The following is a 22,664-nucleotide window of genomic DNA, read 5'->3' as shown; positions in this document are numbered from 1 at the left end:
GCGGGGCGCTGCTTGTTTTTGGATGTCGGTAAAAGGATCGCCATGAGCGGCGCAACGATTGAAGAATTCCTCGGCTATTGGGAGTCCGAAGGCGCGCACTATGTGCGGCGAGGCGACTATGACTGGATGGCGGCGCAGATTCCGCCGGGCCGCGTGCTCGAGATCGGCTGTGGCCCCGGTTTCGGCACCCAGGCTTTGCTGCGCCGGGGTTGCGAGGTCCTGGCGCTGGAGTCCTTGCCGGCGTGTATTGAGGCCAGTGCGGCCCGCTGCGGGGCGACAGGTGTTTCATTCGAGGTCGGTGACGTGCTCGACTTGAATCCGGCGCAGCTGGCGCGGATGGAAGCGTTTTCGCCTGTCGCGGTGGTGTGCTGGTTGATGGGCGCACCGGCGACGGTAACCGGCGCTGCGGCAAGTGATGGCGGACGTGCGGTGGTCGCCTATCGCGAGCGGGTACATCGTGCCGTGGCGGAGCTGGCGGCACGCCTGCCGAGCGTCCATCTCCTGCATGTGGTCGATCGGACCCTGATTGCCTGGCAGGCAAAGGACCTCGGGCGCGATACGCTGGTCAATTACCATCTGGGAAAAACCTTGTCCGGCCTGCCATTCGCGGCGACACGCAGCCAAGCGCTGTACCGGAAAATGGATGACAATACGGTCAACGCTGCCCAAGGGCGGAAAATGACGCCGGCCCTGCGCGGCGCAATGAGCGGGGCGGTGCCGGTGCTGGCATCCCTGCTCGCAACACGGAGAAATTGATCATGCTCGCAATCATTGGTGGCAGCGGTCTGACGACCTTGTCCAATCTGGATGTCTCACATCGTGAAGTGGTGCGCACGCCCTACGGCGAGCCTTCCGGGGCCATTGTGTTCGGCGAAATCTGCGGTCATCCGACCATGTTTTTGCCGCGCCATGGGTATGGCCACACCATTGCACCGCACATGGTGAATTACCGGGCCAATCTGTGGGCCCTGCATCATCATGGTGCTACCGGGGTGATTTCCGTTGCTTCGGTCGGCGGCATTCGGGGTGACCTGCAGCCGGGCGATATCGTGCTGCCGCATCAGATTCTGGATTACACCTGGGGCCGGAAATCGACCTTTTTCGAAGGGCCCGGCGTGCCGGTGCGCCATGTCGATTTCACGGAGCCGTACGATGCCGCGCTGCGTGAGCGTATTCGTGGGGCGGCTGAAGCCCTGGCCGTACCGGTCAAGGTTGGCGCAGTCTATGCAGCGACGCAGGGACCGCGCCTGGAGACGGCGGCTGAGATCAACCGTTTCGAGCGGGACGGTGCCGATGTGGTCGGGATGACAGGGATGCCTGAGGCGGTGCTGGCGCGTGAACTGGACGTGCCGTATGCCGCGATCAATGTGATTGCCAACCATGCCGCCGGGCGCGGTGACAGCGCACAAGGGATTCACTTCGAAAGCCTGGAAGTGGTCCTGCAAGGGGCGATGGGGCAGGTGCGCAGCATCATTGAAGGCTTGGTTGGCTGCGCGATTCCAGGCGCCAAATAAAGACTACGCAGGCGGCATTTGTCCTGCGTTGTGCTTAAGCGTTCAAGGTGTTCCGGCCGCAAAGCAGCGATTGCGGCCGGCGCGCTTGGCCGCATACATCGCCTGATCGGCCCGTTCCAGCGTGGCGCTGAAGGCTTCCGGCAGCTGTTTTGACTGACTGACGCCGATGCTCAGGGTGACGTGAATGCGTTTTCCCTGATACTGGAAAGTATGCAGGGCGATGTTTTCACGCAGGCGTTCAGCCAGTGCAAACGCGTACGGCAGATCCGTATCACCCAGCAGAATCAGAAACTCCTCCCCGCCCAGGCGGGCGATCGCGTCAGCGGCACGAATCTCGGCGCCCAGCGCGTCGGCAACCTCAATCAGGATCTGGTCACCTGCCGCATGACCATGCCGGTCGTTGATTTCCTTGAAGTGGTCGATGTCGGCCAACAAGAATGAAAATGGCTTTTTCTGGCGAACATGGGCCGCCTGGAATTGCTCGAAAACAAGGTGCAGCCCACGCCGGTTCAAGATCCCGGTCAGCGGATCATGGATGGCCTGCTCGTGGGTTTCGCGCACCAGACGGATGCCGACCATCACGGCGGTGCCCAGATAGAGAATGCCGTTCAAAACCATGAACAGCATGGGCCAGATAACCGGTGAGTCCGTGGGCTGCGGATGGGCGACCCAACTGAAGCCCTGCATGGATTCCGCAAACAGCAAACCGGCGAACAGAACCAGAACGAGCAGGATCATGCTGCGGTGCTGGTGGCCGAATTCGTCGAGAATCGCCGGATAGATGCGCTGCAGGGTGATGAGGGCGATGCAGGCGTTGATGCCCGATGAAATCAGTGAGTGCAGGTGTCCGCCCGGGTCGGGCAGTTGGGCGGGCAGGCTGAGCAAAGCGGCGAGCAGCCAGCGTTGGGCTGGGCTGGCCAGCGCGGGCCGGGAAAAAAAGGCCGTGCATGCGCTGCTGACGTAGAGGAAACCCAGTGTCTTCGCGAATTCGATCAGTAGAGAGGGGGTCAGCTGTAACGCCTGTGTTTCCTCGATCCGGCTCAGCGCGATGGCCAGGGCGAAGCAAAACGCGGAGCGGGAGAGGTCGCGTGATGTTTCCTGAAAGCGGGAAACCAGGCTTTCGCAGGCGCGCCAGCCCGCTGCGTAAATCAGCAACTGTGTGACCAGCAGGGTCCAGGCTGTCCCCATGACAATACTCGATGGCATTCGAACATGCCCAGTATCGCGCTGAATTCAGGGGGGGAGTGTAAAAAAATGCGAGGGGGTTTTCCCCTCGCGTGGCGGGTTGACCGTCTGGATCAGACTTTCAATCGGTTCATCAATTCGGACTCCAGGCGAATCCGGGCCGTGCTGTTATTGAGGTCGCCCCCGCTGATCAGGAAAACGTCCTCAACCCGTTCACCCAAAGTGGCGATCTTGGCCGTGTGCAGGTTGGCACCGTGCTCCGCCAGCGTGGTGGCCACGATGTAGAGCAGGCCAGGGCGATCTGCCGCCACCAGGGAGAGGATGAAGTGGGTGCCGCGCTCATCGGCCTGGATGACGACTTCCGGCTTGATCGGGAAGTGCTTGACCTGACGTGATACGCGGCCACCGGAGGGGGCCTCTGGCGGGCTTTGCTTGATCAGGCGTTCCTGCAACTCATGCTCGATGTAACTGAGCATTTCGCGGTTGTTGTCCCGCTGCTCGATGTCGAGCAGCACGAAGCTGTCCAGGGCATAGCCGTGTGCGGTGGTGTGGATCTTGGCGTCGACAATGGTGTACCCGGTGCGGGCAAAGAAACCGACCAGGCGGGCGAAGAGGTCGTGCTGGTCGCGCGTGTAGACCATGACCTGCACACCGCCGCTTTCCTGGTGCAGGCGCGCCTTGACGATGGGTTTGTCGTTGAAGGTCTGGTAATGCAGGGCGCGCGTGTGCCAAGCAATTTCTTCCGCCGAGTGACGCAGGAAATACACCATGTCGAGCTGCTTCCAGAGGCGCTCATGGACAGTGTCCGATAGCGCGAAGAAGCGGAGCTGGCGCATGGCCTCGGCCTGACGTTCGGCAATGATGCCTTGCGGTGCGGGCGCGACATCCTGTTCCAGGTAGTACTGGGTCTGGAAATACAGGTCGGCCAGCAGCTTGCCTTTCCACTGATTCCAGACTTTCGGGCTGGTGCCGCGGATGTCGGCGTGGGTAAGCAGGAAGAGGGCTTGCAGGTGGCGCATGTCGCCAACCAGCTTGGCAAAGTTGCCAATCACGTCGGGGTCCGTGAGGTCCGACTTCTGGGCAACTTGCGACATGATCAGGTGGTGGCGGACCAGCCAGACGACGAGTTCGGTGTCGGCGACGGTCAACCCGTGTTTTTCACAGAAATCCTGTGCATCGACTGTGCCCTGTTCGGAGTGATCGCCACCGCGTCCCTTGGCGATATCGTGGAAGAGGGCGGCGACATACAGCAGCCAGGGCGCGTCGAACTCGCTCATGACGCGGGTGCACAGCGGATACTCGTGCGCGAACTCGCTCATCGTGAAGCGGCGCAGGTTGCGCATGACTTGCAGGATGTGCTGATCCACGGTGTAGACATGGAAGAGGTCATGCTGCATCTGGCCGACGATGCGCCCGAAATTGGGCAGGTAGCTGCCCAGGATGTCGAGCTGGTTCATGCGCCGGAATTCGTGGATGATGCCGCGCGGGCTCTGAAAGAGTGCGAGGAAGGCGGCACGTTGCGCCGGATCGTTGCGAAAACGGTCGTCGATGGTGTCGGCGGCGCGCCAGAGTGCGCGCAGGGTACGCGCGGTCATGCTGTGCAGGTCACCGTTTTCCTGCATCAGTTGAAAGCTGCGGAAAATGGCTTCAGGTTTTTTGACGAAAAGTTTTTCGTCATGAATGTCGAGCAGATTACCGACCGTCTGGAAATCCGCGTCGATCGGTTGCGGCACCTGTTCGCTCTCCGGCGAGAGCGCGGCAGCCATGTTCTGGATCAGGATGGTGTTGATCAGGGTAACCGCCTTGGCATTGCGGTAATACCCTTGCATCAATTGTTCCGAAGCGCGCCGGTTTTCTGTGGCGGAGAAACCGCAGCATGTGGCGAGCGCGGTCTGGTAATCGAAGAGCAGGCGATCTTCGCGCCGTCCGACCGTATAGTGCAGGCGGATGCGCAAATGGCGGAGGTAGTCTTCACAGGCTTTGGCCAGGCCCAGGCCTTCGTCGCTGACGAAGCCGCGGGCGTGCAGGTCGTCCCAGCTGGCGCCGTAGCCGGCCGCCTTGGCAATCCAGAAAATGACCTGCAAATCGCGTAGCCCGCCGGGCGACTCCTTGCTGTTCGGCTCCAGGCTGTACGGCGTTTCATTGAAGCGCAGGTAGCGCTCCTGTTGTTCCAGGCGCTTGGCTTCCAGAAAGTGCAGCGGGTCGAGATGGCCGTGCAGCCGCTTTTCGAAGGTTTCGAAGAGTTGACCGTCGCCGGTGAGCAGGCGGGCCTCGAGCAGGGCGGTTTGAACCGTGATGTCGCCTTCCGCTTCATTCAGGCATTCCTGGATGGTGCGGACCGAGTGACCGATTTCGAGGCCGATGTCCCAGAAGTGACCGACCAGCGTCGAGAGTTTGTCCTGCAAGGCCGCATCAGCCTCGCGTGGCAGCAGGATCAGCAGATCGATATCCGACGCCGGGTAGAGTTCGCCGCGCCCGTAGCCGCCCACGGCGGCAAGGGCCAGACCATGAGGGAAATCCAACTCGTGCCAGAGTTGGGCCAAGACACGGTCAACTGCCGTGCTACGCCCGGTGAGCATCGCCTGGGCGTCACCGTGCTGCTCGTAGGCTTCCTTGAGGCGAAGGGCATCCGCCTTGACTTCTGCGCGCAGCGCGGCGACATCACAGGGCATGGCTCAGATCCAGTCGGGTTTCGGGCGGCACCCTGCAGACAGGGTCATGATTTCGTAGCCGGTTTCGGTGACGAGCACCGTGTGCTCCCACTGGGCTGACAGGCTGCGGTCCTTGGTGACGATGGTCCAGCCGTCGGCCATCTCGCGGATGGCGGCCTTGCCGGCATTGATCATCGGTTCGATGGTGAAGATCATGCCCGGTTCCAGTTTGACGCCGGTACCGGCCTTGCCGTAGTGCAGCACTTGCGGGTCTTCGTGGAACTTCTTGCCGATGCCGTGGCCGCAGAATTCGCGTACGACCGAATAGCCGTTCTTTTCCGCGTGCTTCTGGATGATGGCGCCGATGTCGCCGAGATGGGCGCCGGGCTTGACGACAGAAATGCCCAGCCACATGCATTCGAAGGTGATTTCACACAGTCGCTTGGCCTGAATCGAGCCTTCGCCGACGACGAACATCCGGCTGGTGTCGCCGTGATAGCCATCCTTGATGGTGGTGATGTCGAGGTTGATGATGTCGCCCGTCTTCAGGATGCGCTCGCCCGGCACGCCGTGGCAGACCTGCTGGTTGACCGAGGTGCAGATCGATTTCGGGTAGGGGTCGTAGCCGGAGGGGGCGTAATTCAAAGGGGCCGGGATGCAGCCCTGAACGTCCACCATGTAGTCATGGCAGAGCTTGTCGAGTTCGCCGGTGGTGATGCCGGCTTTGACGTAGGGCTCGATGTAGTCGAGGACTTCGGAGGCCAGGCGGCCGGCGACGCGCATTTTTTCAATGTCTTCGGGCGTCTTGATGGTGATGCTCATGAGGGGCTTCTTGGTGCGTTGGGGAAAGGGGAGAGGATAAAGGATGCCCCCCGCTTTCTCAAGGCGAACGCCCTTTGGTGGCATACTGCGCGCGTTTCGCAGGAGGTGATAAATGACGATTTTGCTCTTGGGTAAGGATGGGCAGGTAGGCTGGCAATTGCAGCGCTCCCTGGCACCGCATGGCGATGTGGTGGCTTGCGGGCGGGCTGAATGCGATCTGGCCGATCCGGATGGCATTCGTGCTGTGGTGCGTGCAGTTCGTCCGACGCTGATCGTGAATGCCTCGGCCTATACCGCGGTCGATAAGGCGGAATCCGAACCAGAGCTGGCTGCGCAGATCAATGCGCATGCGCCCGGTGTGCTCGCAGAAGAAGCCAAGTTGCTCGGTGCGCTGCTCGTGCATTACTCGACAGATTACGTTTACGACGGCACAAAAACTGCGCCGTACGTGGAATCAGACCCGACGGCGCCGCAGGGGGTGTATGGCGCGACCAAGCTGGCCGGCGAAGCGGCCATCCGGACGGTGGGTGGAAAATCGATTATTTTCAGAACCAGTTGGGTATTTGGTGCGCGTGGCGCCAACTTTGTGAAGACCATCCTGCGCCTGGTGCGCGAGCGCGACCAATTGGGCGTGGTCAACGATCAGATCGGTTCGCCGACTCCGGCTGCCTTGATTGCGACCGTGACGGGCAATGTGCTGGCCATGCTGCGCCGCGGTCAACGCCTGGAAAGTGGCGAAAACCGGCTGTATCACCTGGCGGCCGCCAACCCGGTCAGCTGGCATGCTTTTGCCTGCGCGGTCCTTGCGCAAGCCAGGCAGACGCAGGGTTTCGAGTTGAAGTGCGGTCCGGAAGCCGTGCGTGCCATCAGTACGGCGGAATACCCGACCCCGGCGCGGCGCCCGGCTAATTCCCGTCTGGATTGCAGCCGTCTTGAGCAGGATTTCGATCTGCGCATGCCGGATTGGCAGCCTTATCTCGCTCGCATGCTGCAACTCCTTGCTTTGAAGCAGCACGGCTACTGATTTGCAGCCCTTTTTTGCTGGCTTGGGGGCTTTTTAGAACGGCGGGGTGCTGCTATAATCTCGCGATTCTTCCGGGAGTTTTTCTGGAAGATGGGCCGGGTGCATGGTGTGCCTGGTCAAATCCCTCACATCCGCCGATTAAGGGTGTTCGTCAAAATCAAATAAAGACGGACGTTTCTGGCGGGTGGCGGTTTAACCCTTAAAAGGAAATTGCTATGTCCGTTACGATGCGCGAAATGCTGGAAGCCGGCGTTCACTTTGGTCACCAGACCCGTTTCTGGTCCCCCAAGATGGCTCCGTACATCTTTGGTGCCCGCAACAAGATTCACATCGTTAACCTCGAAAAGACCCTGGTCAAGTACAACGAAGCCATGGAGTTCGTGAAGAAGCTGTCCGCCAATCGCGGCAACGTGCTCTTCGTTGGTACCAAGCGTCAGGCTCGCGAAATCATCGCTGAAGAAGCTGCACGCGCTGGTGCCGCTTATGTTGACCAGCGCTGGCTGGGCGGCATGCTGACCAACTTCAAGACCGTCAAGACCTCCATCAAGCGTCTGAAGGAAATGGAACTGGCGGTTGAAGCGGGCGATCTGGATCGCATGTCCAAGAAGGAAGCGCTGACCTTCCGTCGCGAACTGGAAAAGCTGCAGAAGTCCATCGGCGGCATCAAGGAAATGGGCGGCCTGCCGGACGCGATCTTCGTGGTTGACGTTGGTTACCACAAGATCACCGTGACCGAAGCCAGCAAGCTGGGTATTCCGGTTATCGGCGTGGTCGATACCAACCACTCTCCGGAAGGCGTTGACTACGTCATCCCGGGCAACGATGACTCCTCCCGCGCAATTCAGCTGTACGCCCGTGGCGTGGCCGATGCCATCCTCGAAGGCCGCAGCCTGGCCGTTCAGGAAATCGTTGCCGCCGGCGACGACGAGTTCGTCGAGGTTGAAGAAGCTGCTGAATAAGCTGGCCTCTTAAATAAAGATGTAACGGCGGAGCCTCAGGCTCCGCCTGTTTTATTGCTCAGGAGATTGAATATGGCGGCAATTACCGCAGGTATGGTTGCAGAGCTGCGCGGCAAGACCGACGCACCGATGATGGAATGCAAGAAGGCGCTGACCGAAGCTGACGGCGATATGGCCAAGGCTGAAGAGATTCTGCGCGTCAAGCTGGGTAACAAGGCCTCCAAGGCTGCTGCCCGCGTCGCTGCAGAAGGCATCGTTGCTGTCAGCATCGCTGCTGATGGCAAGCAAGGCGCCATCATTGAAGTGAACTCCGAAACCGATTTCGTGGCCAAGAACGATGATTTCATCGCCCTGGCCAATGGTTGCGCCAAGCTGGTTGCTGAAAACAATCCGGCTGACGTGGCTGCCCTGTCCGCCCTGCCGATGGGTGAAGGTACCGTTGAGTCGACCCGCACCGCGCTGGTTGGCAAGATCGGTGAAAACATGAGCATCCGCCGCTTCACCCGTTTCGAAGCCAAGGGTAAGCTGGTTTCCTATATTCACGGTGGTGCCAAGGTCGGCGTCGTTGTGGATATGGTGGGTGGTGACGAGCAGCTGGGCAAGGATATCGCCATGCACATCGCCGCTTCCAAGCCGAAGTCCCTGGATGCCTCCGGCGTGTCGGCTGACCTGCTGGAAACCGAGCGTCGCGTTGCCATCGAGAAGGCCCGTGAAGCCGGCAAGCCGGAAGCAATGCTGGAAAAGATCGCCGAAGGTACGGTTCAGAAGTACCTGAAGGACGTGACCCTGCTGGGCCAAGTCTTCGTCAAGGCTGAAGACGGCAAGCAGACCATCGAGCAACTGCTGAAGGTCAAGAACGCTTCCATCGCTGGTTTCTCCCTGTTTGTCGTGGGCGAAGGCATCGAGAAGAAGGTTGACGACTTTGCTGCTGAAGTGGCTGCCCAGGCTGCCGCTGCTGCTGCCAAGAAGTAATTGAAAAGGAACGCCGATGACTGCACCCAAATATAAACGCATCCTCCTCAAGCTTTCCGGTGAGGCCCTGATGGGCAATGATGCCTATGGCATCAATCCGAAGACGATTTCGGAAATTTGCGGAGAAGTGAAGGCGGTTGCCGATTTGGGTGTGGAAATCGGTGTCGTGATCGGCGGTGGCAACATCTTCCGCGGCATGGCCGGTACGGCCACCGGGATGGATCGCGCCACTGCGGATTACATGGGCATGCTGGCCACTGTCATGAATGCCATGGCTTTGTCGGATGCGATGCGCCAGACCGGCCTGAATGCCCGTGTGCAGTCGGCCCTGAATATTGAGCAAGTGGTCGAGCCTTACATTCGTGGCAAGGCCATTCGCTATCTCGAAGAAGGCAAGATTGTGATTTTCGGTGCGGGCACCGGCAATCCCTTCTTCACGACCGATACCGCAGCAGCGCTGCGTGGTTCCGAAATCGGTGCTGAAATCGTGCTGAAGGCCACCAAGGTGGACGGCATTTATTCTGCCGATCCGAAAAAGGATCCTTCCGCCACCCGTTACGATCGCATCAGCTTCAACGAGGCGATCTCCAAGAATCTCGCGGTCATGGATGCGACCGCTTTCGCGCTCTGTCGCGATCAGAAACTGCCGATCAACGTTTTTTCGATTTTCAAGGCCGGCGCGCTGAAGCGCGTGGTCTGTGGTGAAAGCGAAGGGACGCTGGTTTACTGCTGAGGGAGATAAACATGATTGCTGATCTCAAAAAGAACACCGAAGCCAAAATGCAGAAATCCATGGAGGCGCTGAAGAACGACCTCCTGAAGATCCGTACCGGCCGTGCACACGCCGGTTTGCTGGATCACGTGATGGTCGATTACTACGGTTCCATGATGCCGGTGAATCAGGTTGCCAACATCACCCTGATCGATGGTCGCACCCTGGGTGTTCAGCCTTGGGAAAAGAACATGGTCGGCAAGGTTGAAAAGGCCATTCGCGATTCCGATCTCGGTCTGAACCCGGCCACGCAGGGTGAATTGATTCGCGTGCCGATGCCGGCCCTGACCGAAGAGCGCCGTCGTGACCTCATCAAGGTGGTGAAGCAGGAAGGTGAAGGCGCTAAAGTGGCTGTGCGCAACCTGCGTCGCGATGCCAATACCCATCTCAAGGACGCCCTCAAGAAGGGGGATATTCCCGAGGATGACGAGCGCAAGGCTCAGGACGACGTCCAGAAGCTGACCGACAAGTACATTGCTGAAATCGACAAGATGCTCGCGGCCAAAGAGGCCGAGTTGATGCAGGTCTGATCGATCTTTTCCGGCTGCCTACCGATGGCATTGTTTTCCAGTTCGACCCGCGAGGTCCCGGTTGCCGCAGCTGTCCCCCGGCATGTTGCCATCATCATGGATGGCAACGGCCGTTGGGCAAAAAAACGTTTCTTGCCGCGCGTGGCCGGGCACGTCAAAGGCGTTGAGCTGGTCCGCGAAGCGGTGCGCGCCTGTCTTGAGCGCAAGATCGATTATCTGACCCTGTTCGCATTTTCCTCAGAAAACTGGCGTCGACCGGCGGAAGAGGTGTCCTTGCTCATGCAGTTGTTCGTCAAGGCACTGGAGCAAGAAGTCGAGAAACTCAATCGCAATAATGTTCGTCTGCGTATCGTGGGTGACCTGTCGCGCTTTGAGCCGCGCTTGCAGGCGCTGATCGCGGAAGCAGAGGCGAAAACGGCGACGAACACTGCCTTGGTGCTGACCATTGCCGCCAATTATGGCGGTCGCTGGGACATCATGCAGGCCATGCAACGGATGCTGGCAGCCCATCCGGAAAAGCGGGATGGGTTTGTCGAGTCTGATCTCGAAGCCTTTCTCTCCATGAGTTATGCGCCGGAGCCGGATTTATTCATTCGTACCGGGGGCGAGGAGCGGATCAGTAACTTCCTGCTCTGGCAGCTTGCTTACGCCGAACTGTATTTCACGCCCACCCTTTGGCCAGAATTCGACACGGCTGAATTCGATAAGGCCATCGCTTCCTATCAGCAACGCGAGCGTCGTTTCGGCCGGACGAGCGAACAGCTTCAGGATCGGAAAGATCATGCTTAAGGCACGTGTTATCACGGCGCTGGTACTGGTTGCCTTGCTGCTCCCAGCAATTTTCATGACCTCTCCCATGGTTTGGGCTCTGCTGGTTGCGCTGGTGATGGGCATCGCAGCCTGGGAGTGGGGGGCGTTGCTGGCATTTTCGGCGCGTGCGCGCGTTGTTCTGGGCGTGCTGGCGGCCCTTTTGTGCGCCGGGCTTGCAATCCTCAACCCCGCCGTAGTGGGTTCGGAGGCGGCTTTTCAGCCCGGCGCGACCTGGGTTTGGGTTTTTTATGGTGCGGCTGCCGTGCTGTGGTGCGGCGTGATGCCCGTCTGGCTCAAGCGCCAATGGTCCTTGAGTGCATGGAGCGGTTTGCTGGTTGGCGCAGTGGTGCTGCTTCCGACCTGGCTCGCGATGGTGCAACTGCGCATGCTGGGGCCTTGGGCCATGCTGGCGGTGTTTGCGGTGGTCTGGGTTGCCGATATTGCCGCTTATTTCGCCGGCCGTGCCTTTGGCAAGCACAAGCTTGCGCCGACCATCAGTCCGGGTAAAACACGCGAAGGGGCTTATGGCGCCTGTCTGGGTGTGGTGGCGTATGGCCTGCTGGTTCGCCATTTCGCAGGCATCGATGGTCCGCCGTTGCCGCTTTGGGTGGCTGGCTTGTTGGTCGTGACTGCAATCAGCATCATCGGTGATCTTTTCGAGTCCTTGCTCAAGCGCAAGGCTGGCATCAAGGACAGCAGCGCGATTCTGCCGGGGCATGGTGGGGTGCTGGATCGGATCGATAGTCTGACCTCCACCTTGCCCTGTGTGGCATTGGTTTGGCTGCTTTTGAGCCACTCGGCCTGATGTCGCCGCAGAATATTACCGTCCTGGGCTCTACCGGCTCCATCGGGGTCAGCACGCTGGATGTCATTCGGCGTCATCCGGAGCGCTACCGCGCATTTGCGCTCTGTGCGCACAGTCAGGTCGATAAACTCTTTGAGCAGTGCCAGGTGTTTCGCCCGGTTTACGCGGTGGTCCGCGACGCGGCTTTGGCAGATGTGCTGCGAGGGCGCTGCCAGCAAGCAGGGCTGACGGTTGAGGTGTTGTCCGGCGTCGAGTCGCTCGAATATGTCTCGCGTTTGCCCGAGGTGGATGCCGTGATGGCGGCCATCGTGGGTGCTGCCGGCTTGCGCCCGACGCTGGCTGCGGCGCGTGCGGGCAAGCGTATTCTGCTGGCCAACAAGGAAGTGCTGGTGATGGCGGGCGAGTTGTTCATGCAGACCGTGCGCGTCAGCGGGGCAGTCATGCTGCCGGTCGACAGCGAACACAATGCCATTTTCCAGGCCTTGCCCCCTGATTTTCATCGTGGTTTGAGTGCATGCGGCGTGCGCCGTATTTTACTGACTGCATCCGGCGGCCCTTTCCGGAATACGCCTCTCTCTGCCTTGCATGATGTGACGCCGGAGGCGGCGTGTGCGCACCCGAACTGGGTGATGGGGCGGAAGATTTCGGTCGATTCGGCGACCATGATGAACAAAGGCCTGGAAGTGATTGAGGCGCGTTGGCTTTTCGATGCGGCCCCGGCACAGATTCAGGTGGTGGTGCATCCGCAGAGTGTCATTCACTCGGCGGTGGATTATGCGGATGGTTCTGTGCTGGCTCAGCTTGGCAATCCGGATATGCGGACCCCGATCGCTTACGCGATGTCCTGGCCGGAACGGATTGATGCGGGGGTTGAGCCGCTTGATCTGTTCAAAATTGGCCGTCTCGACTTCTATGAGCCGGACTTTGAGCGTTTCCGTTGCCTGCAGTTGGCCTATGATGTCTTGCACGCAGGTGGAACGGCGCCGGCCATTCTGAATGCTGCCAATGAAGTTGCCGTGGCGGCTTTCCTGGAGGGGGCCTTGCCTTTCCTCGGTATTCCGCGTCTGAATGAGGCCGTACTGCAGGCTGTACCGGTCGGGGGGGCTGACTCGCTGGAAGGGGTGTGTGCGGCCGATGCCGCAGCGAGAGCGTTGGCAACGTCGATGATTGAAGAGCGTCGTTTCGCGTGAACGATTTTCCGCTTTATGCCGCGGCCTTCGTGGTCGTACTGTCTGTCCTGATTTTTTTTCATGAGCTGGGTCATTACCTTGCTGCCCGCTATTGCGGCGTCAAGGTGCTGCGCTTTTCCATTGGCTTTGGCCCGGTGGTCTGGCAGCGCCAGTTCGGGGTTGATCGTACCGAATGGGCGCTCAGCCTGGTGCCCTTGGGCGGCTACGTCAAAATGCTGGATGAGCGTGAAGGCCCGGTCGCTTCTTCAGAGTTGTCGCGAGCCTTTAATCAGCAAGGTGTGGGTGCGCGCAGCTTGATCGTTGCTGCGGGTCCACTGGCTAATTTTTTACTGGCAATCCTGTTGTATTGGGCTGTGTTCATGAGCGGGAGTCATGAGCTTCTCGCGATCATGGGCGAGCCCAAGGCCGCTTCGCCCGCTGCAATGGCGGGGATTCGTGCAGGTGAGCAGGTGCGTGCGGTTGACGGGGAGCCGGTCCAGACCTGGAATCAGTTGCGTTGGTCCCTGCTGCAAAAGGCGGCTGATCAGGATCACGCGCTGCTCGAGGTGGCGAACGAGCAGCAGGAAATTGCCTATCGGACGCTTTCGCTGCAGTCGATTCGTGCCGAAGGTTGGGAGGGTGAGGCCCTCGATCATCTGGGTTTGATGCCTTTTCGCCCGGTTTTGCCCCCTGTGCTTGGGGCGCTGACGCCGGGTGGCCCGGCAGAACAGGCGGGATTGCAGCCGGGGGATCGTGTGATCGCTATCGATGGTGCGGCCATCGCTGCCTGGCATGAGGTGGTCTTGCAGGTTCGTCGTGCGCCAGGTCGTGTTCTGTCGATGGAGGTTGAGCGAGCTGGTGGGCACCTGTCCTTACAGGCGGTTCCGGAGCCTTTCAAGGATCAGTCCGGGCTGATCGGACGCTTGGGGGTTCGTGTTGCCGAGCCGGTAGGGGGAATGCGTGAGTTGAAGGCGTTTGTACGCTACGACGTCATCACGGCGGCGGGCATGGCCATCCGGGAAACCTGGGAAAAATCGATTTTCAGCCTAGTCATGATGGGCAAGATGTTGCTCGGTGAGGTTTCCTGGAAAAATCTTTCAGGGCCGGTCACGATTGCTGACTACGCGGGGCAGTCTGCCAAGTTGGGTTGGGATTATTATCTGAAATTCATGGCGTTGGTCAGTATCAGCCTGGGGGTTTTGAACCTGCTTCCCATCCCGGTGCTGGACGGTGGCCATTTGATGTATCATATGATCGAAGTCGTCAGGCGGCGTCCGCTCTCGGAGCGCGCCATGGAAATCGGACAGCGCATTGGCCTGTCATTGATTTTCGTCCTGATGGCTTTCGCATTTTTTAATGACATAAACCGCCTGGTTTCCGGCTGATGATGAAAAAGACACCGTTTGCTGCCCTGATCGCTGGCCTGTTTGCCTTGCCTGCGTTGGCGTTTGAGCCCTTTGCGGTGCAGGATATTCGGATCGAGGGTATTCAGCGAACCGAGGCGGGCACCGTATTCAGTTACTTGCCGGTCAAGGTAGGGGATACGCTGGATGATGAAAAGGCTGCCCAGTCGATCAAGGCGCTTTTCGCGACCGGTTTTTTCAAGGATGTGCGCGTCGAAGTCGATGACAAGGTCATGGTGGTTGTCGTTCAGGAGCGTCCGGCGATTGCACAGATCGATTTCGTCGGGATGAAGGAGTTCGAAAAGGACGCCATCATCAAGGCGCTGAAAGAAACCGGTATTGCCCAAGGGCGTATTTTTGATCGTGCACAGCTTGAAAAAGCGGAGCAGGAGCTGAAGCGCCAATACCTGTCACGTGGCAAATATGGTGTGAATATCACGACCACGGTGACGCCCCTCGAGCGTAATCGCGTTGGCATCAACTTCAATATTCAGGAAGGTGATGCAGCCAAGATCCGAAAGATCAACATTGTGGGCGCCAAGTCCTTCCCGGAGAAGGATCTGTTGTCGAAGTTCGATCTGACGACGCCGGGATGGATTACGTGGTACACCAAAAATGATCAGTATTCCCGTCAGAAGCTCTCGGCTGACCTGGAAAAACTGAAATCCTTCTATATGAACCAGGGGTATCTGGAATTTGCGGTCGACTCGACCCAGGTCTCGATTTCCCCGGATAAGCAGGACGTCTACATCACGATCAACGTGACGGAAGGCGAACGCTATCAGGTTTCTTCGGTGAAGCTGGCTGGCGATTTTTCCATCCCGGAATCCGAACTCAAGCAATTGGTTACACTGAAGGCCGGCGACGTTTTTTCCCGTGAGCGTCTGAACGACTCCACCAAGGCGATCGGCGATCGTTTGGGTAAGGAGGGCTACGCCTTTGCCAACGTGAATGCTTCTCCGGAAATCGACAAGGAAAAGCGCAACGTTGCCTTCACCATCTTTGTCGATCCGGGCAAGCGGGTTTATGTCCGTCGTATCAACGTGACCGGTAATACAAAAACGCGCGATGAAGTCATTCGGCGTGAGCTGCGTCAGATGGAGGGCGGCTGGTACGATGCAGATCGTGTTCAAGCCTCCAAGCTGCGTCTCGATCGTTTGGGCTTCTTCAACGAAGTGGCCATTGAGACGCCTGCCGTGGCTGGTACCGCCGATCAGTTGGATGTGAATCTGAACGTTTCCGAAAAGCCGACGGGCAACCTGATGCTGGGGGTGGGTACCTCCAGTGTTGATAAGGTCATCCTGTCCGGCTCGATTTCTCAGAATAACTTCATGGGCAGCGGCAATAACGTGACAGCCCAGGTGAACTCTGCGAAGACGTATCGTACCTACGTGTTCTCGTACACCAATCCTTATTTCACCAAGGACGGTGTGAGCCAGGGCTTCGATATTTACCACCGCACGGTGAATACCGCCTCGACGGCATTGGCGTATTACTCTTCGGCTTCGACCGGCGGCGCTATTCGCTTCGGTTTCCCAATTGGCGAAAAAGAGTCCTTGGGTTTTGGTATCGGTATCGATTCCACGGCAATTACGACCTACGACAACAGCCCGCCCCAGTACAAGGACTACGTCAACAAATTCGGTTCGCGCAATCTCTCGTTGCCGCTGACCGCCAACTGGGCCAGCGATGGCAAGGACAGCTACCTGATGCCGACACGAGGAACCTTCCAGCGTGCCTCGCTTGAGGTTGCAACGCCGGGTGGGGATCTGCAGTATTACCGTGCCAATTACCAATTGCAGCATTTCTTCCCGCTGACTTCGAAATTCACGCTGATGCTGAATGGCGAAGTGGGTTATGCAGATGGCTATGGCTCAACCCCGGATATGCCGTTCTTCAAGAATTTTTACGCCGGCGGCGTAAACTCGGTGCGCGGCTACAAGACCTCCAGTCTTGGCACGCCGGGGACGATCGTGACGCAGGACGGTACGACTTACCGTATCGGTGGTAATCGCCGTGTGGTGGGTAATGCTGAACTGCTTTGGAGTGTGCCGGGGATGGAGAAAAGCTTCCGGATGGGGGCTTTCTTTGATGCCGGGCAGGTCTATGGCAAGGGCGAGCCCCTTTCCTTCTCTGAGATGCGTTATTCTACGGGTTTGTCAGCGGCATGGATTTCGCCGATCGGGCCGCTTAAGTTCAGTTTCGGCGTACCGCTCAACAAGAAGGAAGGCGATAAGTCAGAGTCCTTCCAGTTCCAGATGGGCACCACATTTTGATTCAGGAGTATCAAGTTGAAAGCTAAGTCTCTCGTTCTGGCGTCGTTGATGTCCGCCCTGTTTGTGACGGGTGCTGCTGCTGCCGAACTCAAGGTTGGGTATGTGAATACCCAGCGTATTTTCCGTGATGCGCCTGCTGCTCAGAAAGCCGCCAAGAAACTGGAAGGCGAATTTGCCAAGCGTGATCAGGATCTCCAGCGCATGGCCAAGCAACTGCAGGGCTTGCAGGAAAATCTGGAAAAGAACTCCGTGACGATGGCCGAGAGTGAGCGCCGCGCCAAGGAAAAGGAATTCGGCGACCTGTCCCGCGAATTCCAGCGCAAGCAGCGCGAATTCCGTGAAGACCTGAATCTCCGTCAGAACGAAGAAAACGCCGCCGTGATCGAAAAGGCAAACCGTGCTATCAAGCAGATTGCCGAGTCGGACAAGTATGACCTGATCCTCCAGGATGTCGTCTGGGTCAGCCCGCGTCTTGATATCACCGACCGCGTCATCAAGGCGCTGGCCGAAGGCAAGTAATGGCCGGCCAAGGCGCTTTGACGCTGACGCTTGCCGAGATCGCCGCCCGCCTGGGCGGCGATGTGCTTGGGGACCCGGAAACACGCGTGACGCGCGTGGCCACGCTGGCTTCTGCGGGTGAGGGTGATATTGCCTTTCTAGCCAACCGCAAATACCGCAGCCAGTTGCAGACGACGCAGGCGACCGCCGTGATTCTCGGGCCGGATGCTGCCGATGCCTTTGGCGGGCCACGTATCGTGACAGCCAATCCCTACGCCTATTACGCGCGTGTCGCAACCTTGCTCAATCCGCTCCAAGTCAGTTTCTCCGGTATTCATCCATCGGCGGTGGTCGAGTCTGTCGTGCCGGCGAGCGTGGCCGTTGCTGCCAAGGTTTGTGTCGGCAAGAACGTCGTGCTCGGTGAGCGCGTGGTGCTCTACCCGGGCGTCGTGATCGGGGATGATGTGGTGATCGGGGATGATTCGATTCTCTACCCGAATGTCACGATCTATCACGGCTGCAAGCTTGGACAACGCGTTATCATTCATTCAGGGACCGTGATCGGCGGCGATGGTTTCGGTTTTGCACCGGAAGGCCAGAACTGGATCAAGATTCCGCAAGTTGGTGCCGTGACCATCGGGAACGATGTCGAAATCGGCTCCAATACGACGGTTGACCGTGGCGCGCTGGATGATACGGTGATCGGTGACGGCTGCAAGATCGACAACCTGGTGCAGGTGGCCCACAACTGCGTGATCGGTGCCAATACCGTGCTGGCCGGGTGTACCGGGATTGCGGGCAGCGTCACGATGGGCGAGCACTGCATTGTCGGTGGCGCCGGGATGATTTCCGGTCATGTCACGCTGGCGCCGGGAACCGTGATTTCCGGTGGTTCGCTGGTCATGAAAAACATTACCCAGCCCGGTTTGTATACCAGCGTTTTCCCGCTGGATACACACGACGAGTGGGTACGTAATGCGGCGCATATTCGCCGTCTTTCCAAGTTGGCGGATCGTGTGGCCGAGCTTGAGAAAAAATTGAAAGAACAAGAAAACGAGGGTTGATTCAATGGAAATGGATATTCACGAGATTCTCGAGCACCTGCCGCACCGTTACCCCTTCCTGCTGATCGACCGCGTGCTTGAAATCGAGCCGAACAAGTCGATTCATGCCTACAAGAATGTGACGATCAACGAGCCCTTCTTCATGGGCCACTTTCCGCATCATCCGGTCATGCCGGGCGTGTTGATCATGGAAGCCCTGGCGCAGGCCGGTGGTATCCTGGCTTTCAAGTCCCTGGGCGAGAAGCCGTCCCCGGATACGGTGTTCTACTTTGCCGGCCTCGATGAAGTGCGCTTCAAGAAGCCGGTCATGCCGGGCGATCAGTTGCATCTGCACGTCGAGATCGAGCGTCAGATGCGCGGTGTCTGGAAATTCAAGGGCGAAGCGCGCGTCGATGGCCAACTGGCTGCCGAAGCGAAGCTGATGTGCGCCAAGCGGGACCTGTAAGATGATTCATCCGACTGCCATTGTCGATCCGGGCGCCAAGATCGGTGCCAATGTCCAGATCGGCGCCTATGCCATCATCGGTCCGAACGTCGAAATCGGCGACGGTACCCATATCGGCCCGCATACCGTCATCCATGGTCATACCCGCATCGGGCGTGACAACCGGATTTTCCAGTTCTGCTCCCTGGGCGAAGTGCCGCAGGACAAGAAATACGCCGGCGAGCCGACGCGTCTGGAGATCGGCGACCGCAACACCATTCGCGAGTTCTGCACCTTCAACCTCGGGACCATTCAGGACCGGGGTGCGACGACCATTGGTGACGATAACTGGATCATGGCCTATGTGCACATCGCCCATGACTGCGTTGTCGGCAACAAGTGCACCTTTGCCAACAATGCCTCCCTGGCCGGGCATGTGGTGGTCGACGACTGGGCGATTCTCGGCGGGTTTACCGGCGTGCATCAGTTCTGCCGCATCGGCGCGCACGTGATGACGGCGGTGAGCACGGTCATCCTGCAGGATGTGCCGCCTTACCTGATGGCTGCCGGCAATACCGCCCAGCCTTACGGGATCAACGTCGAGGGCCTGAAGCGCCGTGGTTTCTCCAGCGATGCGCTGCTGGCTTTGAAGCGTGCCTATCGCACGCTCTACAAGTCGGGTCTGCTCCTGGAAGAGGCCAAGACCAAACTGGCCGAAGACGCCAAGACGCAGCCGGATGTCCAGCGCTTTGTCGACTTCCTTGAGGTCTCCAAGCGGGGCATCATTCGCTGACATGCGCCAGGTTGTTCGTATTGCCATGGTGGCGGGCGAGCCCTCCGGGGATTTGCTCGCCTCCCACCTGATCGCCGCCCTCAAGCAGCATTTGCCGGACGCCGTGTTCTACGGCATCGGTGGTCCCAAAATGGATGCTGTTGGGTTCGACAGCTGGTGGCCGCTGGAAAAACTCTCGGTCATGGGCTACTGGGATGCCCTCAAGCATTATCGCGAGATTGCCGGGATTCGCCGCCAGCTGAAAAAGCGTTTGCTCGACCAGAAGCCGGATGTCTTCATCGGGATCGATGCGCCGGATTTCAACCTCGGCCTGGAAACCGATCTGCGGGCGGCCGGGGTACGCACCATCCATTACGTCAGTCCCTCGATCTGGGCCTGGCGAGGGGGGCGCATCAAGAAAATCGCCCGGGCGGTCGACCGCGTGCTGGCGCTCTTTCCCATGGAGCCGCCGCTCTACGATAAAGAACGCATTCCCGTGACCTATGTCGGCCATCCGCTGGCTGACATGATCCCGATGGAAACCAGTCGTGCCGCCGTGCGGGAAAAACTGGCCCTGTCCAGGGACGGCCCGATTTTCGCCATGCTGCCCGGCAGCCGTCAGGGCGAACTGGCTGCGATGGCGGACATCTTCGTCAAAACGGCGCAGATCATCCGTGAGCAGCATTTGCCGACGGCCCGCTTTATCGTGCCGCTGACCACGCGTGAAACCCGTTTGCAGTTCGAAACGGCCATTTACCGTCAGGGTGCAACCGACGTGCCGTTCCGCCTGCTCTTCGGGCATGCGCGTGATGCCCTGGGGGCCTGTGATGTGGCGCTCGTCAAAAGCGGCACATCGACGCTCGAAGCCGCGTTGGTCAAGCGTCCGATGGTCATCACTTACAAGATCGCCCGCTTCTCGTACTGGTTGATGAAGCGCATGGCCTATCTGCCTTACGTCGGCCTACCCAATATCCTGGCCGGGCGCTTCGTGGTGCCGGAAGTGTTGCAGGATCAGGCTACGCCGGAAAATCTGGCGGCGGAGCTGGTCAAACTCTATGAAGACAAGGACAACGCCGAGGCGATCCAGGAAACCTTCACCGATATCCATTACCAGCTGCGCCAGAACACGGCAGAAAAGGCTGCCCAGGCGGTGATGCGGTGCCTGAACTGATCATTCCACCCGGTTGCGTCTGCGGCATTGATGAAGCCGGGCGCGGGCCGCTGGCCGGTCCGGTGGTGGCGGCGGCCGTGATCCTTGATCCGGCCCGCCCGATCGCCGGGTTGAACGACTCGAAAAAGCTCTCCGAAAAAAAGCGTGCGGCACTCGCCCTCGAAATCCGCGAGAAAGCCGTGGCTTGGGCAGTGGCCGAGGCGACCGTCGAGGAAATCGACCGCCTCAACATTCTGCATGCCACCTTCCTGGCCATGCAGCGCGCCGTGGCCGCCTTGCAGATGCCGGCAGAGGCGGCCTTGGTCGACGGCAACCGTTGCCCCAAACTGCCAATTCCGGTCGAGGCCGTGGTCAAGGGCGACGGCAAGATTGCCTCGATTGCCGCTGCCTCCATCCTGGCCAAGACCGTACGCGATGCAGGCATGCTGGCCTTGCATGCCGAGTATCCGATGTACGGCTTCGACCGCCATATGGGCTACCCGACGGCCGCGCACTTTGCCGCGCTGGCGGCGCATGGCGCTTCGCCGGTGCATCGCAAGAGCTTCGGCCCGGTGGCGCAGCAACTCTCCTTGCTATGACGCTGATCCAGTCGCGCGACAATGCCTTCTTCAAGCTGCTCAAGAAGCTGGCCGAATCCGGGCGCGAGCGTCGCAAACAAGGGCTGACCTTGCTCGACGGCGCGCATCTGGTGCGCGCCTATGAGGCGGCCATCGGGCCGGTTGAGCGCCTGGTGGTGGCGGAAACCGCCCTGAAATCGCCCGAAATTGCGGCGTTGACCGCCGGCCGGGCGCCGACCCTCCTGAGCGATGCCCTGATGCGCGAACTCGGCCTGGTCGATACGCCGAGTGGTGTGTTGGCCCTGATTCCGCTTTCACCGACCGCGCCGACGGTCGACCTCGCCGCGGATGCCGTTTTGCTCGATGGCGTTCAGGATCCGGGGAATGTCGGCACGCTGCTGCGTACGGCGGCTGCAGCTGGCGTGCGGCAGGTCTGGCTGTCACCGGGCTGTGCTGCCGCCTGGTCGCCCAAGGTGTTGCGGGCCGGACAGGGCGCGCACTTTGTGCTCGATATTGTCGAGGATGCCGATCTGATGCGCTGCGTCGCCGAGTATCGCGGGCAGGTTGCCGTGACCTGCCTGGATGGGGCGACCAGCCTTTATGAGGCCGTCTGGCAGGGGCCGCTGGCCTGGGTGTTCGGCGCGGAAGGATTGGGCGTCAGTCCAGCGCTGATCGCTGCGGCAGACCACCGCATCAAAATCCCCATGCCGGGCGCCGTGGAGTCGCTCAATGTCGGCGCAGCGGCTGCCGTTTGCCTGTTTGAGGCGCTCCGCCGCCGCCTGGGGTGATCTCAGGTGTCCGCTGAGGGCGCAATGCCCTCCAGTTGCTGCAACGATTTGCGCATGCGGATGAGCAGGGTTTGGTTGTAGTCCTTGAAACGCTCGGCCAGCGGGGGCTCGGTATCCGGATTGAGGCTGAGTCCGCCGTTTTCTGATTCACGGATCCAACCCAGCGCTTTCAGTTTTTCCAGCTTGCGCCGCATGGTTTCCCGGGGAATGCCCGAGGCCTGGGCCAGCGAATAGGCGTTGCTCATGGCGTAGGGCGCGTCAGTGTCGATCCCTTTTTCGATCGCCATGCGCTGTCGTGCGCTGTGCTGTCCAAGCTCGCCAAGCACCAGTGCAAGGACCAGGTCACCGTCGAAAAGACGGTATAGCTCCCGCAGTGCGGGCGTCATGATCTCGCCGAGGTGGTAGGCGACGATCGTTGCTTCCCGTGTGTCCATGCTGTGTGCGTTTTATGCCCAAAAACCACCACTCAAAATGCTCTAAACCCGCCACTCTCTGTCA

At 59.5% G+C, this 22,664-nt stretch carries 23 protein-coding genes; 19 read left to right on the top strand and 4 right to left on the bottom strand.

The genetic code is table 11. From position 1 onward, the window contains the following. Nucleotides 1–42: 42 nt before the first annotated feature. Nucleotides 43–756 (top strand): class I SAM-dependent methyltransferase, encoded by a 714-nt coding sequence (locus AACO21_RS13180; RefSeq protein ID WP_346192987.1) that lies wholly within the window; start codon nucleotides 43–45, stop codon nucleotides 754–756. A gap of 2 nt (nucleotides 757–758) precedes the next feature. Continuing rightward, nucleotides 759–1,514, top strand: coding sequence for an S-methyl-5'-thioinosine phosphorylase (locus AACO21_RS13175; protein ID WP_346192986.1), 756 nt, complete (start codon nucleotides 759–761; stop codon nucleotides 1,512–1,514). Nucleotides 1,515–1,556: 42 nt separating this feature from the next. Here AACO21_RS13175 and AACO21_RS13170 read toward each other — a convergent pair whose 3' ends face one another. The 3 genes from AACO21_RS13170 to map form a co-directional block, all read right to left on the bottom strand. Then, nucleotides 1,557–2,702, bottom strand: a complete 1,146-nt coding sequence (locus AACO21_RS13170) for a GGDEF domain-containing protein (protein ID WP_346192985.1) — start codon at nucleotides 2,700–2,702, stop codon at nucleotides 1,557–1,559. A gap of 110 nt (nucleotides 2,703–2,812) precedes the next feature. Next, nucleotides 2,813–5,371: a [protein-PII] uridylyltransferase gene (locus AACO21_RS13165; RefSeq protein ID WP_346192984.1), complete on the bottom strand. Its 2,559-nt coding sequence runs from the start codon at nucleotides 5,369–5,371 to the stop codon at nucleotides 2,813–2,815. Between the two features lie 3 nt (nucleotides 5,372–5,374). Beyond that, complete coding sequence (gene map, locus AACO21_RS13160; RefSeq protein ID WP_346192983.1) at nucleotides 5,375–6,172, bottom strand: type I methionyl aminopeptidase; 798 nt, start codon at nucleotides 6,170–6,172, stop codon at nucleotides 5,375–5,377. Between the two features lie 112 nt (nucleotides 6,173–6,284). Between map and rfbD the strand changes: the two genes are divergently transcribed. From rfbD to AACO21_RS13075, 17 genes are all read left to right on the top strand, one after another. Then, on the top strand, nucleotides 6,285–7,196 hold the full coding sequence (gene rfbD / locus AACO21_RS13155; protein WP_346192982.1) for a dTDP-4-dehydrorhamnose reductase: 912 nt from the start codon (nucleotides 6,285–6,287) through the stop codon (nucleotides 7,194–7,196). Between the two features lie 215 nt (nucleotides 7,197–7,411). Then, nucleotides 7,412–8,155 (top strand): 30S ribosomal protein S2, encoded by a 744-nt coding sequence (gene rpsB, locus AACO21_RS13150; RefSeq protein WP_346192981.1) that lies wholly within the window; start codon nucleotides 7,412–7,414, stop codon nucleotides 8,153–8,155. 72 nt (nucleotides 8,156–8,227) lie between these two features. Next, on the top strand, nucleotides 8,228–9,127 hold the full coding sequence (gene tsf, locus AACO21_RS13145) for a translation elongation factor Ts (RefSeq protein WP_346192980.1): 900 nt from the start codon (nucleotides 8,228–8,230) through the stop codon (nucleotides 9,125–9,127). A 16-nt stretch (nucleotides 9,128–9,143) separates the two neighbouring features. Then, nucleotides 9,144–9,860 (top strand): UMP kinase, encoded by a 717-nt coding sequence (gene pyrH, locus AACO21_RS13140; RefSeq protein ID WP_346192979.1) that lies wholly within the window; start codon nucleotides 9,144–9,146, stop codon nucleotides 9,858–9,860. Nucleotides 9,861–9,871: 11 nt separating this feature from the next. Then, entirely contained in the window at nucleotides 9,872–10,429 is a 558-nt protein-coding gene (frr, locus tag AACO21_RS13135) for a ribosome recycling factor (RefSeq protein WP_346192978.1), read from the top strand. A gap of 24 nt (nucleotides 10,430–10,453) precedes the next feature. Further along, nucleotides 10,454–11,218 (top strand): polyprenyl diphosphate synthase, encoded by a 765-nt coding sequence (uppS, locus tag AACO21_RS13130; protein WP_346192977.1) that lies wholly within the window; start codon nucleotides 10,454–10,456, stop codon nucleotides 11,216–11,218. Next, complete coding sequence (locus tag AACO21_RS13125; protein ID WP_346192976.1) at nucleotides 11,211–12,044, top strand: phosphatidate cytidylyltransferase; 834 nt, start codon at nucleotides 11,211–11,213, stop codon at nucleotides 12,042–12,044. The genes uppS and AACO21_RS13125 overlap by 8 nt, the downstream gene beginning before the upstream one ends. Further along, entirely contained in the window at nucleotides 12,044–13,234 is a 1,191-nt protein-coding gene (ispC, locus tag AACO21_RS13120; RefSeq protein ID WP_346192975.1) for a 1-deoxy-D-xylulose-5-phosphate reductoisomerase, read from the top strand. The genes AACO21_RS13125 and ispC overlap by 1 nt, the downstream gene beginning before the upstream one ends. Beyond that, entirely contained in the window at nucleotides 13,231–14,598 is a 1,368-nt protein-coding gene (gene rseP / locus AACO21_RS13115; protein WP_346192974.1) for an RIP metalloprotease RseP, read from the top strand. The genes ispC and rseP overlap by 4 nt, the downstream gene beginning before the upstream one ends. Nucleotides 14,599–14,600: 2 nt before the next feature. Further along, nucleotides 14,601–16,892, top strand: a complete 2,292-nt coding sequence (gene bamA, locus AACO21_RS13110; RefSeq protein ID WP_346193020.1) for an outer membrane protein assembly factor BamA — start codon at nucleotides 14,601–14,603, stop codon at nucleotides 16,890–16,892. Between the two features lie 48 nt (nucleotides 16,893–16,940). Then, on the top strand, nucleotides 16,941–17,411 hold the full coding sequence (locus AACO21_RS13105) for an OmpH family outer membrane protein (RefSeq protein ID WP_346192973.1): 471 nt from the start codon (nucleotides 16,941–16,943) through the stop codon (nucleotides 17,409–17,411). Next, on the top strand, nucleotides 17,411–18,454 hold the full coding sequence (lpxD, locus tag AACO21_RS13100) for a UDP-3-O-(3-hydroxymyristoyl)glucosamine N-acyltransferase (RefSeq protein WP_346192972.1): 1,044 nt from the start codon (nucleotides 17,411–17,413) through the stop codon (nucleotides 18,452–18,454). Before AACO21_RS13105 ends, lpxD begins: the two co-directional genes overlap by 1 nt. Nucleotides 18,455–18,464: 10 nt before the next feature. Continuing rightward, nucleotides 18,465–18,899 carry a 3-hydroxyacyl-ACP dehydratase FabZ gene (gene fabZ, locus AACO21_RS13095; RefSeq protein ID WP_346192971.1) on the top strand — a complete coding sequence of 145 codons (435 nt, stop codon included), beginning with the start codon at nucleotides 18,465–18,467 and terminating at the stop codon, nucleotides 18,897–18,899. Nucleotide 18,900: 1 nt separating this feature from the next. After that, on the top strand, nucleotides 18,901–19,671 hold the full coding sequence (lpxA, locus tag AACO21_RS13090) for an acyl-ACP--UDP-N-acetylglucosamine O-acyltransferase (RefSeq protein ID WP_346192970.1): 771 nt from the start codon (nucleotides 18,901–18,903) through the stop codon (nucleotides 19,669–19,671). Nucleotide 19,672: 1 nt separating this feature from the next. After that, a complete protein-coding gene (lpxB, locus tag AACO21_RS13085; protein ID WP_346192969.1) occupies nucleotides 19,673–20,821 on the top strand; it encodes a lipid-A-disaccharide synthase in 1,149 nt (382 codons plus the stop codon). Next, complete coding sequence (rnhB, locus tag AACO21_RS13080; protein WP_346192968.1) at nucleotides 20,809–21,399, top strand: ribonuclease HII; 591 nt, start codon at nucleotides 20,809–20,811, stop codon at nucleotides 21,397–21,399. The genes lpxB and rnhB overlap by 13 nt, the downstream gene beginning before the upstream one ends. After that, nucleotides 21,396–22,166: an RNA methyltransferase gene (locus tag AACO21_RS13075; protein ID WP_346192967.1), complete on the top strand. Its 771-nt coding sequence runs from the start codon at nucleotides 21,396–21,398 to the stop codon at nucleotides 22,164–22,166. Before rnhB ends, AACO21_RS13075 begins: the two co-directional genes overlap by 4 nt. 2 nt (nucleotides 22,167–22,168) lie before the next feature. On the opposite strand, the gene AACO21_RS13070 is transcribed toward AACO21_RS13075, so the two are convergent. Beyond that, entirely contained in the window at nucleotides 22,169–22,600 is a 432-nt protein-coding gene (locus AACO21_RS13070) for a hypothetical protein (protein ID WP_346192966.1), read from the bottom strand. Nucleotides 22,601–22,664: the final 64 nt, after the last annotated feature.

Source organism: Dechloromonas sp. ZS-1 (assembly GCF_039649255.1).
Taxonomy (GTDB): Bacteria; Pseudomonadota; Gammaproteobacteria; order Burkholderiales; family Rhodocyclaceae; genus Azonexus.
This window is presented reverse-complemented; position numbering and strand designations above follow the sequence as displayed.